This is a genomic window from Acidobacteriota bacterium (assembly GCA_038040445.1).
Lineage (GTDB): Bacteria > Acidobacteriota > Blastocatellia > UBA7656 > UBA7656 > Onstottus_A > Onstottus_A frigus.
This window is the reverse complement of record JBBPIG010000011.1, coordinates 149,802-166,438: the sequence shown is the minus strand read 5'-3', so window position 1 is coordinate 166,438 and position 16,637 is coordinate 149,802. Positions and strand designations below refer to the sequence as shown.

At 58.5% G+C, this 16,637-nt stretch carries 18 protein-coding genes; 10 read left to right on the top strand and 8 right to left on the bottom strand.

Features of this window, described 5'->3' with window-relative positions; translation table 11 throughout:
* Positions 1-8: 8 nt before the first annotated feature.
* Positions 9-896 carry a YihY/virulence factor BrkB family protein gene (locus AABO57_14220; GenBank protein MEK6286891.1) on the bottom strand — a complete coding sequence of 296 codons (888 nt, stop codon included), beginning with the start codon at positions 894-896 and terminating at the stop codon, positions 9-11.
* 156 nt (positions 897-1,052) lie between these two features.
* On the opposite strand from AABO57_14220, the gene solA reads away from it, so the two are divergent.
* The 4 genes from solA (at position 1,053) to AABO57_14200 (ending at position 3,890) form a co-directional block, all read left to right on the top strand.
* The gene (solA, locus tag AABO57_14215) at positions 1,053-2,225 is read left to right on the top strand and encodes an N-methyl-L-tryptophan oxidase (GenBank protein ID MEK6286890.1); all 1,173 of its coding nucleotides are present in this window, start codon (positions 1,053-1,055) and stop codon (positions 2,223-2,225) included.
* Positions 2,226-2,360: 135 nt separating this feature from the next.
* Positions 2,361-2,627, top strand: a complete 267-nt coding sequence (locus AABO57_14210) for a hypothetical protein (protein ID MEK6286889.1) — start codon at positions 2,361-2,363, stop codon at positions 2,625-2,627.
* Between the two features lie 27 nt (positions 2,628-2,654).
* Positions 2,655-2,987, top strand: coding sequence for a hypothetical protein (locus AABO57_14205; GenBank protein ID MEK6286888.1), 333 nt, complete (start codon positions 2,655-2,657; stop codon positions 2,985-2,987).
* Positions 2,988-3,128: 141 nt separating this feature from the next.
* Positions 3,129-3,890 (top strand): cupin domain-containing protein, encoded by a 762-nt coding sequence (locus AABO57_14200; GenBank protein MEK6286887.1) that lies wholly within the window; start codon positions 3,129-3,131, stop codon positions 3,888-3,890.
* Between the two features lie 81 nt (positions 3,891-3,971).
* Here the strand turns inward: AABO57_14200 and AABO57_14195 are convergent, their stop codons facing one another.
* Entirely contained in the window at positions 3,972-5,174 is a 1,203-nt protein-coding gene (locus AABO57_14195; GenBank protein ID MEK6286886.1) for an ATP-grasp domain-containing protein, read from the bottom strand.
* Between the two features lie 467 nt (positions 5,175-5,641).
* Between AABO57_14195 and ftcD the strand changes: the two genes are divergently transcribed.
* The 5 genes from ftcD to AABO57_14170 all read left to right on the top strand — a co-directional run bounded on the left by ftcD (position 5,642) and on the right by AABO57_14170 (position 10,128).
* Entirely contained in the window at positions 5,642-6,562 is a 921-nt protein-coding gene (ftcD, locus tag AABO57_14190; protein MEK6286885.1) for a glutamate formimidoyltransferase, read from the top strand.
* Positions 6,559-7,206, top strand: coding sequence for a cyclodeaminase/cyclohydrolase family protein (locus AABO57_14185; protein MEK6286884.1), 648 nt, complete (start codon positions 6,559-6,561; stop codon positions 7,204-7,206). Before ftcD ends, AABO57_14185 begins: the two co-directional genes overlap by 4 nt.
* Before the next feature lie 17 nt (positions 7,207-7,223).
* The gene (locus AABO57_14180; protein ID MEK6286883.1) at positions 7,224-8,003 is read left to right on the top strand and encodes an enoyl-CoA hydratase-related protein; all 780 of its coding nucleotides are present in this window, start codon (positions 7,224-7,226) and stop codon (positions 8,001-8,003) included.
* 122 nt (positions 8,004-8,125) lie between these two features.
* Complete coding sequence (locus tag AABO57_14175) at positions 8,126-8,452, top strand: DUF971 domain-containing protein (GenBank protein MEK6286882.1); 327 nt, start codon at positions 8,126-8,128, stop codon at positions 8,450-8,452.
* A 233-nt stretch (positions 8,453-8,685) separates the two neighbouring features.
* Positions 8,686-10,128: an amidohydrolase gene (locus AABO57_14170; GenBank protein MEK6286881.1), complete on the top strand. Its 1,443-nt coding sequence runs from the start codon at positions 8,686-8,688 to the stop codon at positions 10,126-10,128.
* Positions 10,129-10,209: 81 nt separating this feature from the next.
* Here the strand turns inward: AABO57_14170 and AABO57_14165 are convergent, their stop codons facing one another.
* Positions 10,210-11,400, bottom strand: a complete 1,191-nt coding sequence (locus tag AABO57_14165) for a VCBS repeat-containing protein (GenBank protein MEK6286880.1) — start codon at positions 11,398-11,400, stop codon at positions 10,210-10,212.
* A 21-nt stretch (positions 11,401-11,421) separates the two neighbouring features.
* Entirely contained in the window at positions 11,422-11,664 is a 243-nt protein-coding gene (locus tag AABO57_14160; protein ID MEK6286879.1) for a hypothetical protein, read from the bottom strand.
* 103 nt (positions 11,665-11,767) lie between these two features.
* Between AABO57_14160 and AABO57_14155 the strand changes: the two genes are divergently transcribed.
* Positions 11,768-12,772, top strand: coding sequence for a hypothetical protein (locus AABO57_14155; protein MEK6286878.1), 1,005 nt, complete (start codon positions 11,768-11,770; stop codon positions 12,770-12,772).
* 70 nt (positions 12,773-12,842) lie between these two features.
* On the opposite strand, the gene AABO57_14150 is transcribed toward AABO57_14155, so the two are convergent.
* The 4 genes from AABO57_14150 to AABO57_14135 all read right to left on the bottom strand — a co-directional run bounded on the left by AABO57_14150 (position 12,843) and on the right by AABO57_14135 (position 16,615).
* Positions 12,843-13,295: a type II toxin-antitoxin system VapC family toxin gene (locus AABO57_14150; protein MEK6286877.1), complete on the bottom strand. Its 453-nt coding sequence runs from the start codon at positions 13,293-13,295 to the stop codon at positions 12,843-12,845.
* On the bottom strand, positions 13,292-13,522 hold the full coding sequence (locus AABO57_14145) for a hypothetical protein (protein ID MEK6286876.1): 231 nt from the start codon (positions 13,520-13,522) through the stop codon (positions 13,292-13,294). The genes AABO57_14150 and AABO57_14145 overlap by 4 nt, the downstream gene beginning before the upstream one ends.
* A 71-nt stretch (positions 13,523-13,593) precedes the next feature.
* Positions 13,594-16,059, bottom strand: a complete 2,466-nt coding sequence (locus tag AABO57_14140) for a serine/threonine-protein kinase (protein MEK6286875.1) — start codon at positions 16,057-16,059, stop codon at positions 13,594-13,596.
* Between the two features lie 403 nt (positions 16,060-16,462).
* On the bottom strand, positions 16,463-16,615 hold the full coding sequence (locus AABO57_14135) for a hypothetical protein (GenBank protein MEK6286874.1): 153 nt from the start codon (positions 16,613-16,615) through the stop codon (positions 16,463-16,465).
* Positions 16,616-16,637 lie beyond the last annotated feature (22 nt).

Below are 16,637 nucleotides of genomic sequence, written 5' to 3'. Positions count from 1 at the left end.
GCTGGCTTTCAATGGCGGGCGCTTGGGGCGCTGGGGTGGGCGAGGGTTTCAGACGCGTTGAACAAGTGATCGCGATGAAGCAGCGCCGTGAACTGCGCGCCGAACAACATTATGACGCTGGACAAATAAACCCACGTCAGCAATGCCACCCCCGCGCCGATCGAGCCGTACAACAAGTCGTAGTGGAAGTAGGGCAGCAAGTAGGCAAAGCCGAACTTGGCCGCTTCCCAGAACACCCCGGCAAGCACTGCGCCCGGCAACGCTTCCATGATCGACACCCGTGTGTTCGGCAATATCTTGTACAGAACCGCAAACAGGATGACGGTCAAGGCGAGACTTGTCAGCACAAACACAATTTGCCACACGTGGCCGGACAGCGCCGTGAGCCACGGAGCAACTCTCAGCGGAATCCTGTCTGCCGCCGACCTTACTCCAGTAACGAACGCGGTGAAAAGGGCCGAAGATGCCAACAAAGCCCAAACCAGACTCATCACCGCGATGTTCACCGCACGCCCGTGCAGGAACGATCGCGGATATGTGCCCCATATGCGGTTCAACGCTTTCTCGATCACGGTGAACATCCAGGACGCGGCCCACAGCATCACGACCAGACAGCTCACGATGATGCCGGTCGAGATGGTCGATATCGACTCGAGGTTTTTGCTGACGAACGGGCGAGCTCCGGGCAGAAGCGCCAGCACTTGACCGATGACATATTTTTCAACGGTCTCCGGCCCGATCAAACGGTTGCCGATCGCGAGCAGAACCAACAGCGTCGGAAACAGCGCCAGCATCGAAAAGTATGAAACGGCGGCGGCCGCGGTCGTCAGGTCGTTGTCCATGAACGACATGAAACTGCGCGTCACTATTCGGCGTCTGTGAGCTTTCGTCGGCATCTGGCTCGATGATTCTAAGTGCTCCCCTGATCAAAGGGAAGTCCGTAGTCCGTAGTCCGTAGTCCGTAGTCCGTAGTCCGTGGTCAGTGGACAAACTCGAGAACTACGGACTACGGACTACGGACCACGGACTACTATGTTAGAATCGCCGGCGCGATGCAGACATTCGACGTGGCAATCGTCGGAGCGGGCGTGATGGGCGCGGCCGCCGCTTGTGAGCTTGCTCGCGAAGGCGCCAGCGTTGCCCTTATCGACCAATCTTCTCTGCCTAATCCGCGAGCCGCTTCGGTCGATCACTCCAAGGTGTTCCGATTCGCGTATCCCGATCCACTCTACGTGAAGCTCGCGGTCGATGCGCTCGAGCGATGGCGCGAGCTTGAAGCCCAGACCGGCACGCGGCTGCTAACCAACACGGGAGCGTTGCTTCTCGGGAAGCGCCAGCCTTCCTTTGAAAGCGAATGCTACGAGGCGTTGCGCTCGCTGGGGCTCGAAAGCGAAAGGCTGAACAGCCAGGAGGTGATCGCGCGATTTCCTCAGTTCAATGCGAGTGCGTTCGCTTACGGCGTTTACGATCCAAGCGGCGCGATCTTGCACGCGGAAACGGCGATGCGAACCTTGATCGACCTGGCGACCCGGCGAAGGGTGGCAATCATCGAAGGCGAGCGTGTCGTCGAGGTCAAGCAAGCCTCTGAGTCTCGCATATCGATTGTCGCCGAGTCCGGCATGGAGATCGTGTCTGAGCGCGTGATGATTGCTTCGGGTCCGTGGTCGCGAAGGCTGCTTCCATTTCTCGAAGACAAGCTAACGACCACGCGTCAGGAGATTGCTTACTTCGAGCCCGGCAACGCGATTTCAGCGGGCTCGTCGCACTCTCTCCTCAGCTTTGAACCCGGCAGCTTCCCAATCTTTCTAGAACTCGAGAGCGGCTTCTACGGGTTCCCGATTCATCATGCCGGCTCGATGAAGATCGCCAACCATCACAAGGGCGCAGAAGTTGACCCGGATTCGGCAGAGGATCACGCGGGCGAAGACTTCATCGAGAGCTGCCGCGCGTTTTTCTCCGAGTTCATCCCCGGGCTTGCGGATGCGAGAGTCCGCGAGGCGCGAGTGTGCGTCTACAACAACACGCCCGACGACGACTTCATCATCGACTGGCATCCTCAGCTTGAGGGCGTGTTGGTGGTGACGGGCTTCTCGGGGCACGGCTTCAAGTTTGGCCCGACGATCGGGCGCATTGCGACGGAACTTCTGATGAATGGCCGCACATCTTTCGATATCCGCCGGTTTGAGCTGTCGCGGCTTGGCGACCCAATGATGACGACCTGTTAACAGTTGTCCTGAGCTTGGCCGGGTTTGGGAGCGCGGCGCGTGTCGCACGTGGTTGAAACTCGTTTGAAAATGGAGGCGCTATTGTGTCTCTGATTGAGCTGACTGATCTTGTGATTGTTGTTCGAGGAGGCGCCGGTGAGTTGCCACCGACCCGGCACGGCCTTCTCCGGTGCAGTGGGCAAAACGGTTGAAGACGCAGCGGCCTACGTTCCACACGGCACGATTCGGTTTACAACTATCGGCGCAGTCCTGGCGGGCGGTGGCACGGTGACGCTTAAACCTGAAGTCACCAGAAGTGGTAGAATAAACGAGCGCCACGTCAACGTGATTGAAGGCTCGTCGCCATCAGCGTTCTCTGGCGCATTGCCAAATCCGGTACCCAAGCGGGATCGGATTCGGTAAGCGTTCCGCATATCAAAGGAGCTTGCTATGAACTGGGCGACAATTCGTTATCGCGACTTTTACGATGTCCCTCGCATCTTCATCACGGCTCTCGACGGAAAGGAATATCTTTTCGATTGCCCTTTCGATGATGATCTCGACGACTACTCGGATCACTATCGCGTCTATCAACTCCCTGCGATCTTGGAAAGTGAGCTTGAAGGTTCGTGGGAGCTACTGCCGGAACAGGCTGAGCGCTTGCTTGGGGCGGTTCCAGTAGCTGAAGTTCAGTTTGACTCAACAAAGCGACAACGCATCAACACGACGGTCATAGAAGCGTTGCTGGCTCGCCGTGATCCGCAGACCACGCGCGTAGCCTGAGCTCTTAGTTCAGTTCCGATTTTCGTTTGAGGGATTCAAATTGACCTCGACAATCAAAGCATTGCTACCGGCTGTATTTGAGGAGGAGCCAGGCCGGTTGGCAAATCCGGACCCGGCTCCGAGAAGGTGTGAGGTAAGCGGATGAAAGCATTATCTGGGCTTGCAGCAGTGGTCGAGCGTGGCGAACTCACTCAGACAGAGGGCGCGCGACGTTATAGCGTTCCCATCTCGCGAGCGATGGGCGCTCGCGACATCGCGCAATATGTGAGCGTCTACTCCGAAGGCGTCTCCTCCGCGCGTCGCAATCCTGTCGGCGAAGAAGTTATCTACGTCGTGAACGGCACGGGCACCTGTTACATCGACGGATACAGCTACCCGCTCGCGCCGGGCACTGCGGTCTATGTTCCACCTGGAAGCGTCTACCAGATCGAGAACCTGGACGAGCGAGGGCGCGGCGTTAGCGATCTCGAGATCGTTAGTGTCTGCTGCCCCGAGGATGACGACGCGGAAACCGGAATAGAGCCGATAGTGCGCGCGGCGCAGGACACGAAACCGTTTCGCACGGTGCGCGAGGATGAGGTTGAGGCGCTCCCGGCCGGCGACCGGACCTTCAAGATTCTAGTGAATCAAGACATCGGCGCGCACCGCGTGACGCAGTTTATCGGTGTGATCCCGCCCGGCCGCGCGCCGATGCATCATCACACCTACGAAGAAGCGATCTACATAATCGAAGGTGAAGGCTGCGTGCACACCGAAGACGGCGACGCCACGTTCAAGGCAGGCTCGAGCATTTATCTTCCGCGACTCGTAAGCCACTGTCTCGAAAATACCGGCTCAAGTAGCATCAAGTTGCTCGGCGTATTTCACCCGGCAGGCAGTCCGGCCGCGCTATACGACGACTAGGATGTTTAGAGTACAGACTTTAGTCTGCGAGCGCGCTGCGGCAGCCTGAAGGCTGAACTCTGAACTTCTCTCAACGGTCGCTCACGAGGCAGGCCTGTCGAGCGGCGGCTCGGTTGTATAGAAGTCTTCGTAGAAGCGTCGGCTGTACTCTTCGAGCAACTGCTCGACTCGCCGCGGGTCCTTCGATGCCACCACCAGACCCGCGTGGTGAGGCTTGTTCAAACGATAAGCGATCTCCGGATCACCATACGCCGAAGTCTCCGGCTGTGCCTGCCGCGCAAGCGAGATGATTACTCCAGCGTAGTCGTCCCGATGCGGCGGTACCTGGTATGAGCCTTCCTCTCCGGCGATCTCGATGCGGGCCCATTCGGCCCACAGGTTCACGTCAGTCGCGGCTTCTATAGCTTCGGCAATGTTAGCGCCGCCGACGCGCGCGGCGATCTCCAAAAAATAAAAACGACCGTCGGCCCGCGCCTTGATGAACTCGGCGTGGGTGACTCCCCGCACCAAACCTAGCTTGTCGATCACTTCACGGTTCAACGAATCCAGCGCCTGCGCATCGGCCGAGGTGCGAGGGATCTTTCGCGTAGTGAAGATGCCGCCCTGCGAGACATCCATCGGCGGATGGCCGTATTTGTGAGGCACCGTGAACACGACTTCTCGCTCGGACACAATCGAATCAACGTGGTAGATATCACCGGGCAAATACTGCTCGAGAACGTAGAAGGACTGCCGGTCGCCAAGCGCGTCAAGCAGCGGCCACAGTTCATCGGAGGCCGCGATCTTCTTGATGCCCATCGAAGCCGCTTCCGAGCGCGGCTTCAACACCCACGGCGGCGCGACGCGGGACATGAATTCGCGAAGGTGGTCATAGTTCAGGACGTGAACGAACTCGGGAACGAGTATGCGTTCGGTCCGGGCCTTGACTCGCATCGCCAGCTTGTCGCGGAAGTAGCGAGCTGTGGTGTCACCCATGCCAGGAATGCGCAAGTGTTCGCGCAGGAGCGCTCCGGTTTCCTGATCGTACTCATCGAGTGGCACGATGCGATCGATGTTTTGCGCGCGAGCCAGATAGCTGATGCCTTTGATTATGTCGGCGCGTGAGTAGCCGTCGGGCATATAAAAGATTTCATCGATCGCCTCGCGCGGCCAGTTCGCCTCGCGAAGTGTTTCAACGGTTATCAGCAGGACGCGGCAGCCCTCACGCTTGCACTGGCGGAGGAAGGCCTCGCCCTTCTCGTAGCTTGCCAGACAGAGCATCGTTAGTGGAGTCTGGTCGGACACGGCGCGCTCCTTTCCAGTTGCGCGATTATATAGCGGGCGCGGCTTGCGCGGTAGCCTCTGGGGTCGAGTCTGACCCGCCAATTTCTGTCGCCCGCATACGCGGGCTTGCGCGCCCGGGCGGCGTCAACCCAGGGCTCGCGGACTCGCCCTGGGCTACACGCTATTGCCAGTCCGTGGCTGACCCTGCCCTCGGTTGCAGAATCCACCGTCACCGCGTCAAGAACATCAATCAACCTTCTCGCAATCACGCGCGCCTTGTAGCGCTCCCAGACATAGGTTTGTCCTCCCGAACGGCAAAACTGTTGAAACAGTTTGAACGCGGATCTATAGCACGCTGGACACCTCGATGAATCGAGGTGTTAATGAGAGAGCGGCTCGACCGCGAACGTAATCCGCGACCTGCACCGCGTCACGGTCCTGCTACCGCTTCTTTGCAAGCCCAAAGCTAATCGGTTAGGATTCTGAGCGTGCGAAGCATAGTCGAGTGCATTCCTAACTTCAGCGAAGGCCGGCGAACCGAAGTCTTAGATCAAATAGTGGGAGCCATCAAAGCAGTTACCGGCGCGGTTTTGCTGGACCGCGAATCGGACCCCAATCACAACCGATCAGTCGTCACCTTCGTTGCGTCGCCCGAACATGTAGTCGACGCCGCGCTCGCAGGGGCTAAGAAGGCGGCTGCGTTGATAGACCTCAACAAACACACCGGCGAGCACCCTCGCATGGGGGCGACCGACGTAATTCCGTTCGTGCCAATCTCAGGAGTGACGATGGATGACTGCGTCGCCCTTGCTCGCGCTTGCGGAGAGCGGATGTGGAGCGAACTCGGAATCCCGGTCTACCTCTACGAAAAAGCGGCGACCAGACCTGAACGCGAGAACCTCGCGACATTGCGCAAGGGACAGTTCGAAGGCATACGTGACGAGATCGCGGCCAACGAAGCTCGCCGCCCTGACTTCGGAGAGCTTCGAGTTCATTCGACCGCCGGGATAACCGCTGTAGGCGCGCGTCCGCCTCTGATTGCTTATAACGTTAACCTCGCCACTTCCGACCTGGAAGTCGCCAATAAGATCGCGCGTGCCGTGCGGCATCAGTCGGGCGGCTTGCGCTACGTGAAAGCGCTGGGGTTCGAGCTGAAGGATCGAGGCATCGTTCAGGTCTCGATGAATATGGTCAACTATGAAGGCACCCCGCTGTTCCGCGCGTTCGAAATGATCAAGCGCGAAGCTGAGCGTTATGGTGTCGCGGTCGTCGGGTCCGAGATCGTGGGGCTGGTTCCGCAGCGCGCGCTGAATGCAGTCGCGGACTTCTATCTACAGCTCGAAGAATTCAGCGAGGACCAGATCCTGGAACACAGACTTGCAGGAGCGATGGAGGAAGCCGAAGCATGAGCGATCCCGCCATTGCCGATCAGACGACGGTTCTGTCAACCAGCGTAGGAGCGTTCGCCGACCTTGTCGCGGCCGGCACGCCGACGCCAGGCGGCGGAAGCGTCGCGGCTTACTGCGGAGTGCTTGCAGCCTCGCTCGGACAGATGGTGTGCAATCTAACAATCGGAAAGCAAAAGTACGCCGAAGCTGAACCGCGGCTAAAAGAAATCAGATCGAGCCTTGAAAGTTTGAGCGCGCGGCTGCGAGAGTTGATCGCAGAGGACGCCGCAAGTTTTGAAGCGGTGCTCCGCGCTTATCGATTGCCGAAGGAAAGCGACGAGCAAAAGGCGGATCGCGCCGGACAGATTCAAATCGCGCTTCGAGGCGCGGTTGACGTTCCGTTTGAAACGGCGCAGCGCGGCTTCGATGTTCTCGCGCTGCTGGGTGAGCTTGCCGAGATCGGCAACCCTAACGCGCTATCCGATGTGGCCGTCGCAGCCCAGCTCGCACAGGCCGCCATCAAGGGTGCTTCTTACAACGTTGGCGTCAACCTTGATTCGATTGCGGATCGCGAAGCCGCGGACGAGACGGGTGAACAGATGAAGGCTATGATCGAGCGGTCGAAAGGCATCGCGGAACAGGTTGAAGCGAAGTTGAAGATGTAGCCCGCGGAAGTTCTACAATGGCAGCACACTACAGAGACATTCAGGTGGCAGTGACCGACCGCGTTGCGCGGATAACCTTTGCGCGGCCGCCGTTGAACATTTTGACGATTGCGATGATGAAGGAGATCGTCGACGCGATCAATCGCATCGCCCAGACGCCCGACACCTGCGCGATAGTGTTTGCCGCATCGCAGGCAAGCGGGGCTTTTTGCGCCGGCGTCTCGATCGAAGAGCACAAGGCCGAAACGGTGTTTCAGATGCTTGACGGCTTTCATTCGATCTTTCGCTCGCTCAACGCGGTGTCGAAGCCGGTGATTGCGCTGGTCGGAGGCGCAGCGCTGGGCGGTGGGTGCGAGCTTGCCGCCTTTGCCGACATCGTCATTGCCAGTGGCTCCGCGCGGTTCGGTCAGCCCGAGATCAAACTCGGCGTCTTTCCGCCGGTTGCCGCCTTCCTTTTGCCGAAGGTGATCGGTGAGAAGAAAGCGCGCGAGATGATATTGACTGGCGAGTTGTTGACTGCCGAAGCCGCGCAGTCGCTAGGCCTGGTCAATCACGTCGTCGCCGAAAACGCTCTGGAGGCGAAAGCAGAGGAGTTGCTCGGAGCGTTTCGGCAGATGAGCGTCCCCGGACTGGAGATGGCGCGTCGGGCGATGGTTCAGACGTGGGGCCTCGGTTTCGATGAGGCGCTCAAACGCGCGGAGGATATCTACCTTAACGAGCTGATGTCTTTCAAGGACCCGCAAGAAGGCGTTGAGGCTTTCATCGCCAAGCGTCCTCCTCGATGGAAACACAAGTGAAATGGGTCAGTAGTCCGTAGTCCGTGGTCCGTAGTCAGTTGAGGTCCAACCTGGGGTACTCTGTCTAGCTGACCACGGACCACGGACCACGGACTACGGACTACGGACTACTGACGTCCCTTATGCCAACTCCGCTCGAGATAAAGAAGACCGGTCCGCACGAGATCACCGTCCGATGGGACGACGGTCATGTGAGCATCTACGCGATCAAGTATCTGAGGTCGGAATGCATGTGCGCCAACTGCGTCAGCGAAGTGACCGGTCTTCGCGTACTCGATCCGAGGACGGTTGCCGAAGACTTGACGGTCCTGAGCGCCGAGCACGTAGGCCGCTACGGTGTGAAGTTCTTGTTTAGCGACCGGCACGACGACGGCATATATACGTGGGAACGGCTCCGAGATCTGTGCCCGTGCGAAGAGTGCAAGGCAGCAAGGCAAGCTGCGAACTAGTCGGACTGTAACATCCGCTTCACTGATGAAGGAGTCGTATCCGCGCAAATCCGCCGAATCAGCGTCATCGGTGGTCTATGCCACCCCGGCAATGCGATTCTTACGAACTCATAGACCACCGATGACGCTGATTTGACGGATTCACACGGATTGCCCATTTGTTCGCTTGCGAAACGTCTGTTACGGGTCACTAGGCCAGCGGTAGCAGAAGCATTTTCCAAGAAAGGATACCCATGAAACTACGCCTGGGAAGGGTTGCAATTTTGGTTATCGCCCTGTTGATTCACCCCCTGCTGACCTTCGGCGGCGACATCAAAAAGAAAGAAGAAGCAGTCGCCTCCATCGAAAAGCACAAAGCGGAGCTTACCAATCTGAGCGATCAGATATGGCGCTTCGCTGAAACGGCGCTTCGTGAGACTCGGTCGTCGAAGCTGCTCGCCGACTATGCCGAGAAGCAGGGGTTCGAGGTCAAACGCGGAGTCGCCGGGATGCCTACCGCGTTTGTCGCGAGCTACGGACAAGGGCGGCCGATCATTGGAATCCTCGGCGAATACGACGCGCTGCCAGGGATTTCTCAAAAGGCTCAGCCGGTAAAAGAGGCTCTGGAAGCCGGTTCTGCGGGTCACGGCTGCGGCCACAATTTGTTCGGCGCGGCGAGCCTTGGAGCCGCGGTTGCGCTCAAGGAGTTGATCGCGGCGGGCAAGCTCAAAGGGACAGTTCGCTTCTATGGCACTCCTGCCGAAGAAGCCATCGGCGGGAAAATCTACATGGCTCGCGACGGGTTGTTCAAGGACCTCGACGTTTGCCTGGCGTGGCACCCTGATGACAAGATCGTAGCTGACGTCGATAGCTCGCAGGCGATCGTCGATTTCATCGTCGAGTTCAAAGGCAAAGCCGCTCACGCCGCCGCCGATCCCTGGAACGGACGAAGCGCGGTTGCGGCACTTGAGTTTTTCACAACAGGGCTCAATCGCATGCGCGAGTTCGTTAAGCCGACTGTCCGAATGCACTATGTCATTCAGAAGGGCGGCGATGTGCCAAACGTCGTGCCTGAGTATGCAAGGCTCTGGTGCTGGATTCGCGACTCGAAACGCACCGGCATGGAGGAGGTTTTGAATCGAGCTCGAAAGATCGCTGAGGGCGCCGCACTGATGGCAGGCGTTGAATCAAAGCTCACGATACAGGGCGGCGATTACGAGATGCTTGCCAACATTACCGGAGCTAAGCTGATCCACGCGAACATGACCTGGCTCGGGCCGATCGGGTACACGTCCGAGGAGCAGGAATTCGCAAAGGCGATTCAGCGCGCGACCAGTGTCCAACCCAAGGGCTTGAACGGCGCAGTCCAGCCGCTCGAACCACCGAAGAAAGATCCCGAAGGTGGCTCGACGGACGTAGGCGATGTGAGCTGGATCGTGCCCACGTTGCACCTATCAGTGACGACCGCGCCCGAGGACGCTCCGTGGCACGCGTGGCCGGTGGTTGCGTGCGGAGGAATGTCAATCGGCCACAAGGGGATGGTCTACGCGGCGAAGGCTCTCGCTGCAACGATGGTTGATTTGTTTGAGGATGAGAAAACTCGTGAGGCAATTCAGGCGGAGTTCAAAGATAAGAGCAAGGGCGAAGTCTACAAGCCGTACATTCCGGACGGTCCGCCTCCAGTGCCGAAGAATTGATAGTGTAGGCTAGCGGAAGAGCGAGCAGCAGGCAGAGAGACTGGACATTGGTGACGATTTTCTATTTTCTGCCTTCTGCTTCTACTTCCTCGGACTTGTTGCGGCGAGGTTTTCGTACCACTTTAGATTCGTCGTAGCCGTGCCGATACAAGCTACATCCGGTCTGGCATCTCCATTCAAGTCAGCTACGGCGCATCCGGCCGCCCCGATGCCGCCATCATCAAGAACCTGTCGTGACCAGCGACTGCCCTTGGGATCTTCGGCTGAGTAGATGTAAACACTTCTCCCTTGGCCCCGATAGCCGGCGATTATTTCATCTCTTCCGTCCTGATTCAGGTCTGCCGTCAGCAGCACGTGGCCGTCGTTCAGACTCGTGTCAATCACCTGCCGCTGCCAGCTCTGTCCTTGCTTGCGGTAGACGACGACCTGGTTGCCGTGCCAGGGCTCGATGGTGGAGAGGAACCGATCCTTTCCCGACCGGCCCACGGCAATTTCGCTCGACCCGCTTCGCGGCCACGGATCGGGATTTCCATTGACGAGTCTGCTGCGCCCCCACGCTTTCGTCTTTCCGAAGCTGAACAGGTCGACTCCCAGGAAGCTTGCCGTCAGGATGTCTTCTCGCCCGTCCTTATTCCAATCCGTAACTGCGAGCCCGTGCACCACACCTTCAAGCTCCTGCGAGATGATCTCTCGTTTCCAAATTCCCGGGCGATAGAACACAAGCGGAACGGCGCCTCTGTAGTCAGGCGGTTTTACGAAAGCGCCGGCGAGCGGAGCGTTGACCAGAACCTTTTTCCCCTTCCCGTCAATATCGACCCAGCGCAGCCGATGCGATGTGGAGAGCCGATCAATCTCGATCATTTCCCACGGCTGCGAAGGATCGCCCCTGTGTTTGAGCAGCGACACGGTACCGATACTTCTTGCGGGATCGGGGGAGAATTCGTGAGCCAGGGCGATCTCCGGAATGCCATCTCCATCGATGTCCGAGGCCGCGCAGTTGATGGGGCGGGCAATATTCCCGACAAGTACGTGACGCTGCCATCCGGGGTTTTCGAACCAGATGAGTTCATTCAATCCGCTGGCGACGGCAATCAAATCCGGTTTACCGTCGTGATTGATGTCTGAGACGACTACCTGGTAACCGCCGTTCAGATCAGTGGCGATTGTGTGCTCAGCGAACCTGGCAGGGAGAGCGGCGGTCGAAGCCGGTTGAGCGCCAAAGAGATTGAGCGGAACAAGACAGGCAGCAATTCCCAAGATTAGCAATCGCATAATCTCCTCCACTAAGGGCATTCACTCCTCCAGAAGCTTCCCTTTGAAGACCTTCTGCCCGCCCAGCGACGTGTAAAACGCAAGCGCGGCCAGCGCCGTCACCAGAAACACCACAAAGAGCGAAGTGCCTGCATACCAGGCCCAGAAGTTTGTCGTGAGCGGGAGGCTGTTGAGCCAGAAAAAAATTAAGGCGCTGGCGGCCAGCGCCAGCTGTCCGAACCTGATGAACACCAGGACGAGCAAACTGACAAAAATGAAGCCCATGACGGCAACGGACAGGGAGCTGCTTAGTAAGCCCGGGAGCACAGAGATCAACACAACAACTGCCCCCGCCAGCCAGTTTCGGCGCAGTAGCACGCGCAGCAGGGTGAGCAGAAAAGTAAATGTGAGCGGGTTGAAGACTGCTCCACCCGTGCTGAACGGCGGAAGCCGGCCGCGCCTTCGGATCCTTGTCGAGACACCGCAGGATCACTCGCTCAGCCAGCGGGTCAATGTCTTTGACATGACTCGAGGGTGTCGCAGGCGAGGACTTGTCGTGAAGCTCGATCAGTTCGTGAATGTTCTGCGTTTCATAAACTCGCTTGCCGGTGAACAGTTCATAGAGCACGAGGCCCAAAGAGTAGATGTCGCTGCGTTGCGTGACTTCTTTGCCCGTGAGTTGCTCGGGAGCCATGTACGCAGGAGTACCCGCCAGGACGTCTTCTTCGCGAAGCTCCTCGCTCACTACCGCCAAACCGAAGTCGGTGATGCGCGCTTTGCCGCGGCCGTCGATCATCACGTTGGCAGGCTTGAGATCGCGATGCAGGATACCCATCTCGTGGGCGGCGGCGAGTCCCGCGCAGATCTGACGCGCGATCTCGACCGCCTTGATTCCAGGGAGGTGACCAATACGCCGCAGCAACGAAGCCAAGTCCTCGCCGTCGATGAACTCCATCGAGATGAAATGCAAACTTCCGAACTCTGTGGCGACTTCACCGATGTCATACACGCGGCAAACATTTGGGTGGGCCACCTGCCGAGCGATGCGCACTTCATTGTGAAAGCGAGCGAGCATTCCACCATCGAGCGCGATCTTCTCGGGCAGGAACTTGAGTGCAACGGTTTGATTGAGCTTGAGGTCTTCGGCCTTGAAGACTTCGCCCATCCCTCCGCGGCCGAGGAGGCTGACGATTCGATAACGCCCGGCGAGTATCGCGCCGGTGACGAATCGGCCTTCGCCACTCGAGGGCGAAGCCGAAAGCGAAGCCTTAGGGTGAACAGGGACAGCTTGCTGCTCGGCGTTGTCTTCAGCTTGCGGCATCCGCGTTGGCGTAGCGCTATCCGCCAGCGCCGCGCCACAAGAAGGACAGGCGAGAAGATCATCAGCCACTGAGCGTGAGCAAGAACGGCAAGTACTCATATGGTTCCTGAGGTTGAGAATCCGATTCCTGTAGCTTGATCTGTCAGGGGTACGCGTTTGGATTTTCGGTACTCAATCCTTCCGCCTCAGCCGCTCGCTGCAACTGATCATCCGCACTCAGAAAACAGAACTGATCCGGATCGACGCCGGTCGTGCGCAGGTAATTCAGCCCCGAGGCCAGATGAACCGCATCATAGCCGGCCAGCGGCTGGCGGTAAGTCAGCAACGCCGCCTGTTCGATCACGCTCAGGGTGGCGGGAAGCAGTTCGTACTGACTGGCTTGAAGGTGGCGGGTGAGTTGCGTTGGGCTGCGATGAAATTCAAAAGCCGAAATCGTCCCGTCGCGCTTGCGACGCGCCAGTGCCGCAGGAATCTCGGCAATCGCCAGAGTGCAGGTCAACAACTTGTGTTGACTGATCTGCGCGCGAAACCACCGGCTGCCGGTTTCACGCACGTATCGTTTCACCAGCGCGCTGGAATCGCAGTACCAGATCACGGGCGGTCTCCCTGCCTCAACCTGATGATCGTTTCGGAAACCGGCTCCGCTCCTTCAGGCAACTCGACCGGCTGCCAGTCCTCATCGGATATCTCAAGCTGGCGTAGCAGTTCCTGTTTCTCTTCTTGCGTCAGCTCCGGATCAGCCAGCATCTGGGCCACCGACTGTTCGTGCAAGTCTTGCAAAGAGCTCGCCTCAGATTCTTCGGCTTCAATTTTTCGCAACATCAGCTTTCTTCGGCCTCCTTGCGGTTGATTCTCTCCCAGCTATTCCTCCGGTTCAAGGATGAATGAAGCGTTCACTCCTCCAGCAGCTTCCCCTCGAACACCTTTTGCCCGCCCAGCGAAGTGTAAAAAGCATAGCCCGCCAGCGCCAGCACCGCGAGGAGCGTGAAGAGCGAACTGCCCGCGTACCAGGCTGAAAAGTCGGTCGTGATCGGGACGCTGAACAAAAGCAAGTAAACAAATTGGCTGATGGCGAACGTCACGAGGCCGAAGCGCAGCAAAGCGATGAGGTCAAGCGCGGGAATTAAGCAAGCAAATACCACGGCAATCATCGGATTGCTTGATCCCAAGACTTTCAGCACAACCGCGATCAAGACCCAGATGCCCACGGCCAGCCATTGTCGACGTGTGAGGACGCGGAGCAGAAACATCAGGAAAAACAAGAACAGCGCAATTGCAAGCGCCAGACCTATATTAGTCAAAAACCCTTGAGCAATGAGGTAGCGCACGCCGAGCCAGGCGTCCAAGAAGCTTCCCCACTGCGGAGCTGCGTTAAGCCAGAGGCTGACGAGCTGTTCGAGCTGATAAAGCAGCGTCTGACCGATGCCGAAAAGGATGCCGACGAATACATCACGGCCCACCAGTGGATCGCGCAGACTGCCGCTGAGCACCCGGCTCCACGAGATGATCGTGTCTGGCCAGCGCCGCCTCACGTAAGGTTCGAGCGCGAGATAAAGCAACCAGAGGACACCAGCCACCAGCAGCGCCTGGCTAACGGCCAGAAAGAAGAAGCTGGGTACTTCTCCAATACTCGGGGCGTGACTGGCGCCGAAAAGCCAGGCGAGCATCCTGACGGCAAAGACAAAGAGCGCCAACCTGAACGCGCCGCGGCGGTCGCCGCGGCCCTGACGGAAATTGTGGCGGGCCATTAACACCGCTCCGAGCAGGATGGCAAGGAATACGCAGATAAAAATCGCAAAGCTAATGCGCTGCCCCGTGGTTGGCTGAAAGTCTTGCGTCCGCCCAGGGCTACTCCAGGGCTCGATAAGTTGAAAATAAACCGGCTTGCCACGGTAGGCGGCTGCTTCAATGCGTAACGGAATCTCTGGTTGATCGGGATACGCTCCTGTCCAGGCTGCACGCGCGTCACAGATGGCGAGCGGCGTCCATTTCGGCTCGGTCGGGGTGAAGTGCGCCATATCAAGTCCCGCCGCCGCGAAGAGCGCCGTCCAGTCAGGCAGGGGCAGCGCACCACTGGCTTGATCTACTTGCGGCGGCACGGCAGTGAAGGAGAGCAGGCGTCCCCGCGGATCCAGGCTTATGTTCACCATGCCTGAAACATTCTGCGGCGGATCATCTTCCGAAACCCATCCACCGCTCCACATGGCAATCGCCTGAAGATACCGCGGACTTTCACGATACCAAAAATAAATGGCGGCCGGTTGGCCTTTCGTGAGCTGGCTCCAGCGATTAGCGGGTTTGTCATTCCGCTCAACGTAGCGCTGATAGTCAGAGTTGAAGCGCAGCCCATTGGCGCTGTCGGTGGGCCGGTCGGTGTAGCCCAGCCGGTTGATGATGTCGCGGGACTTGTGCGCCAGCGCATCCGGCGAATTTTCATGCATCGCCTGCGCTTTCCAATCCAACTTGCTGCCCAGTAAAGCAGTGATGATGAGTCCGGCAATGACGGCGGCCAGACACGCCACGGCGATAGCAGGACGTAAGCCGGTTTTCTCACCCGCTTCCGCAACCATCTCCGGCGATGGTGTCTCGCCCATCGCCAGCGCAGCTTGAAGCGGATCGCCGCCCGGCAAGGCCAGCGCCACTTGAACGGCAGAAGCCGGCCGCGCCTTCGGATCCTTGTCGAGACAGCGCAGGATCACTCGCTCGGCCAGCGGGTCAATGTCTTTGACATGACTCGAGGGTGTCGGAGGCGAGGACTTGTCGTGAAGATCGATCAGCTCGTGAATGTTCTGTGTTTCATAAACTCGCTTGCCGGTGAACAATTCATACAGCACCAGGCCCAAAGAGTAGATGTCGCTGCGCTGCGTGACCTCCTTGCCCGTCAGTTGCTCGGGCGCCATGTACGCGGGAGTGCCCGCCAGGACATCTTCTTCGCGAAGCTCCTCGCTCACTACGGCCAATCCGAAGTCGGTGATGCGCGCCTTGCCTCGCCCGTCGATCATCACGTTGGCAGGCTTCAGATCGCGATGCAGGATACCCATCTCGTGCGCGGCGGCGAGTCCCCCGCAGATCTGACGCGCGATCTCGACCGCCTTGACTCCAGGCAAGTGACCAATACGCCGCAGCAACGAAGCCAAGTCCTCGCCGTCGATGAACTCCATTGAGATGAAGTGCAATCCGTCGACTTCACCGATGTCGTACACGCGGCAAACGTTTGGGTGGGCTACTTGTCGAGCGATGCGCACTTCATTGTGAAAGCGAGCGAGCATTCCCCCGTCGAGCGCGATCTTTTCAGGCAAGAACTTGAGCGCAACAGTTTGATTGAGCTTGAGGTCTTCGGCCTTGAAGACTTCGCCCATGCCTCCACGGCCGAGCAAGCTAACGATGCGATAACGCCCGGCGAGTACCGCGCCGGTGACGAATCGGCCTTCGCTCGTCGAGGACGAAGCCGAAGTGGAATCCTTTGAGCGAACCAGGGCAGCTTGCTCGACAATGTCTTCAGCTTGCGGCATCCGGGTTGGCGTAGCGCTATCCACCAGCGCCGCACCACAGGCCGCGCAGGAGAGCGCCTCGCGAGGCACTGGTCTTGAGCAAGATGGGCAAGTTGTCACAAGGTCCCTTTCGCGTTCGCTGACAAAGACAGATCATCCTCCGTCTTCCTCGTTCGCACAATCACCGGCAAGCCGGGCGGCAGGGACGGGTGGAAACGAGCTACGGACCACGGACTACGACCACTGACCACGGTTTGCCAGCCCCACTAATTCAACGACCACCTTCGATGGCGATGATAAAATCAAATTTGATCGCATCCGCTCGTAACTTTTTGGCAGCCTGGTCGCCCATCCCGCCCGCGCCGAGCTGAGAGAGGATGAGATAATGCGAGAGCGTCGTGTTCGGGGACGGTGATTCCTTCATCGGGTCTGCCTTCTTACTTAAC

Coding starts and splice junctions, on each gene's coding strand:
- AABO57_14220 (MEK6286891.1), bottom strand. CDS start 896: ATGCCGACGAAAGCTCACAGACGCCGAATAGTGACGCGCAGTTTCATG.
- solA (MEK6286890.1), top strand. CDS start 1,053: ATGCAGACATTCGACGTGGCAATCGTCGGAGCGGGCGTGATGGGCGCG.
- AABO57_14205 (MEK6286888.1), top strand. CDS start 2,655: ATGAACTGGGCGACAATTCGTTATCGCGACTTTTACGATGTCCCTCGC.
- AABO57_14200 (MEK6286887.1), top strand. CDS start 3,129: ATGAAAGCATTATCTGGGCTTGCAGCAGTGGTCGAGCGTGGCGAACTC.
- AABO57_14185 (MEK6286884.1), top strand. CDS start 6,559: ATGAGCGATCCCGCCATTGCCGATCAGACGACGGTTCTGTCAACCAGC.
- AABO57_14180 (MEK6286883.1), top strand. CDS start 7,224: ATGGCAGCACACTACAGAGACATTCAGGTGGCAGTGACCGACCGCGTT.
- AABO57_14175 (MEK6286882.1), top strand. CDS start 8,126: ATGCCAACTCCGCTCGAGATAAAGAAGACCGGTCCGCACGAGATCACC.
- AABO57_14170 (MEK6286881.1), top strand. CDS start 8,686: ATGAAACTACGCCTGGGAAGGGTTGCAATTTTGGTTATCGCCCTGTTG.
- AABO57_14165 (MEK6286880.1), bottom strand. CDS start 11,400: ATGCGATTGCTAATCTTGGGAATTGCTGCCTGTCTTGTTCCGCTCAAT.
- AABO57_14160 (MEK6286879.1), bottom strand. CDS start 11,664: ATGGGCTTCATTTTTGTCAGTTTGCTCGTCCTGGTGTTCATCAGGTTC.
- AABO57_14145 (MEK6286876.1), bottom strand. CDS start 13,522: ATGTTGCGAAAAATTGAAGCCGAAGAATCTGAGGCGAGCTCTTTGCAA.
- AABO57_14140 (MEK6286875.1), bottom strand. CDS start 16,059: ATGGGCGAAGTCTTCAAGGCCGAAGACCTCAAGCTCAATCAAACTGTT.
- AABO57_14135 (MEK6286874.1), bottom strand. CDS start 16,615: ATGAAGGAATCACCGTCCCCGAACACGACGCTCTCGCATTATCTCATC.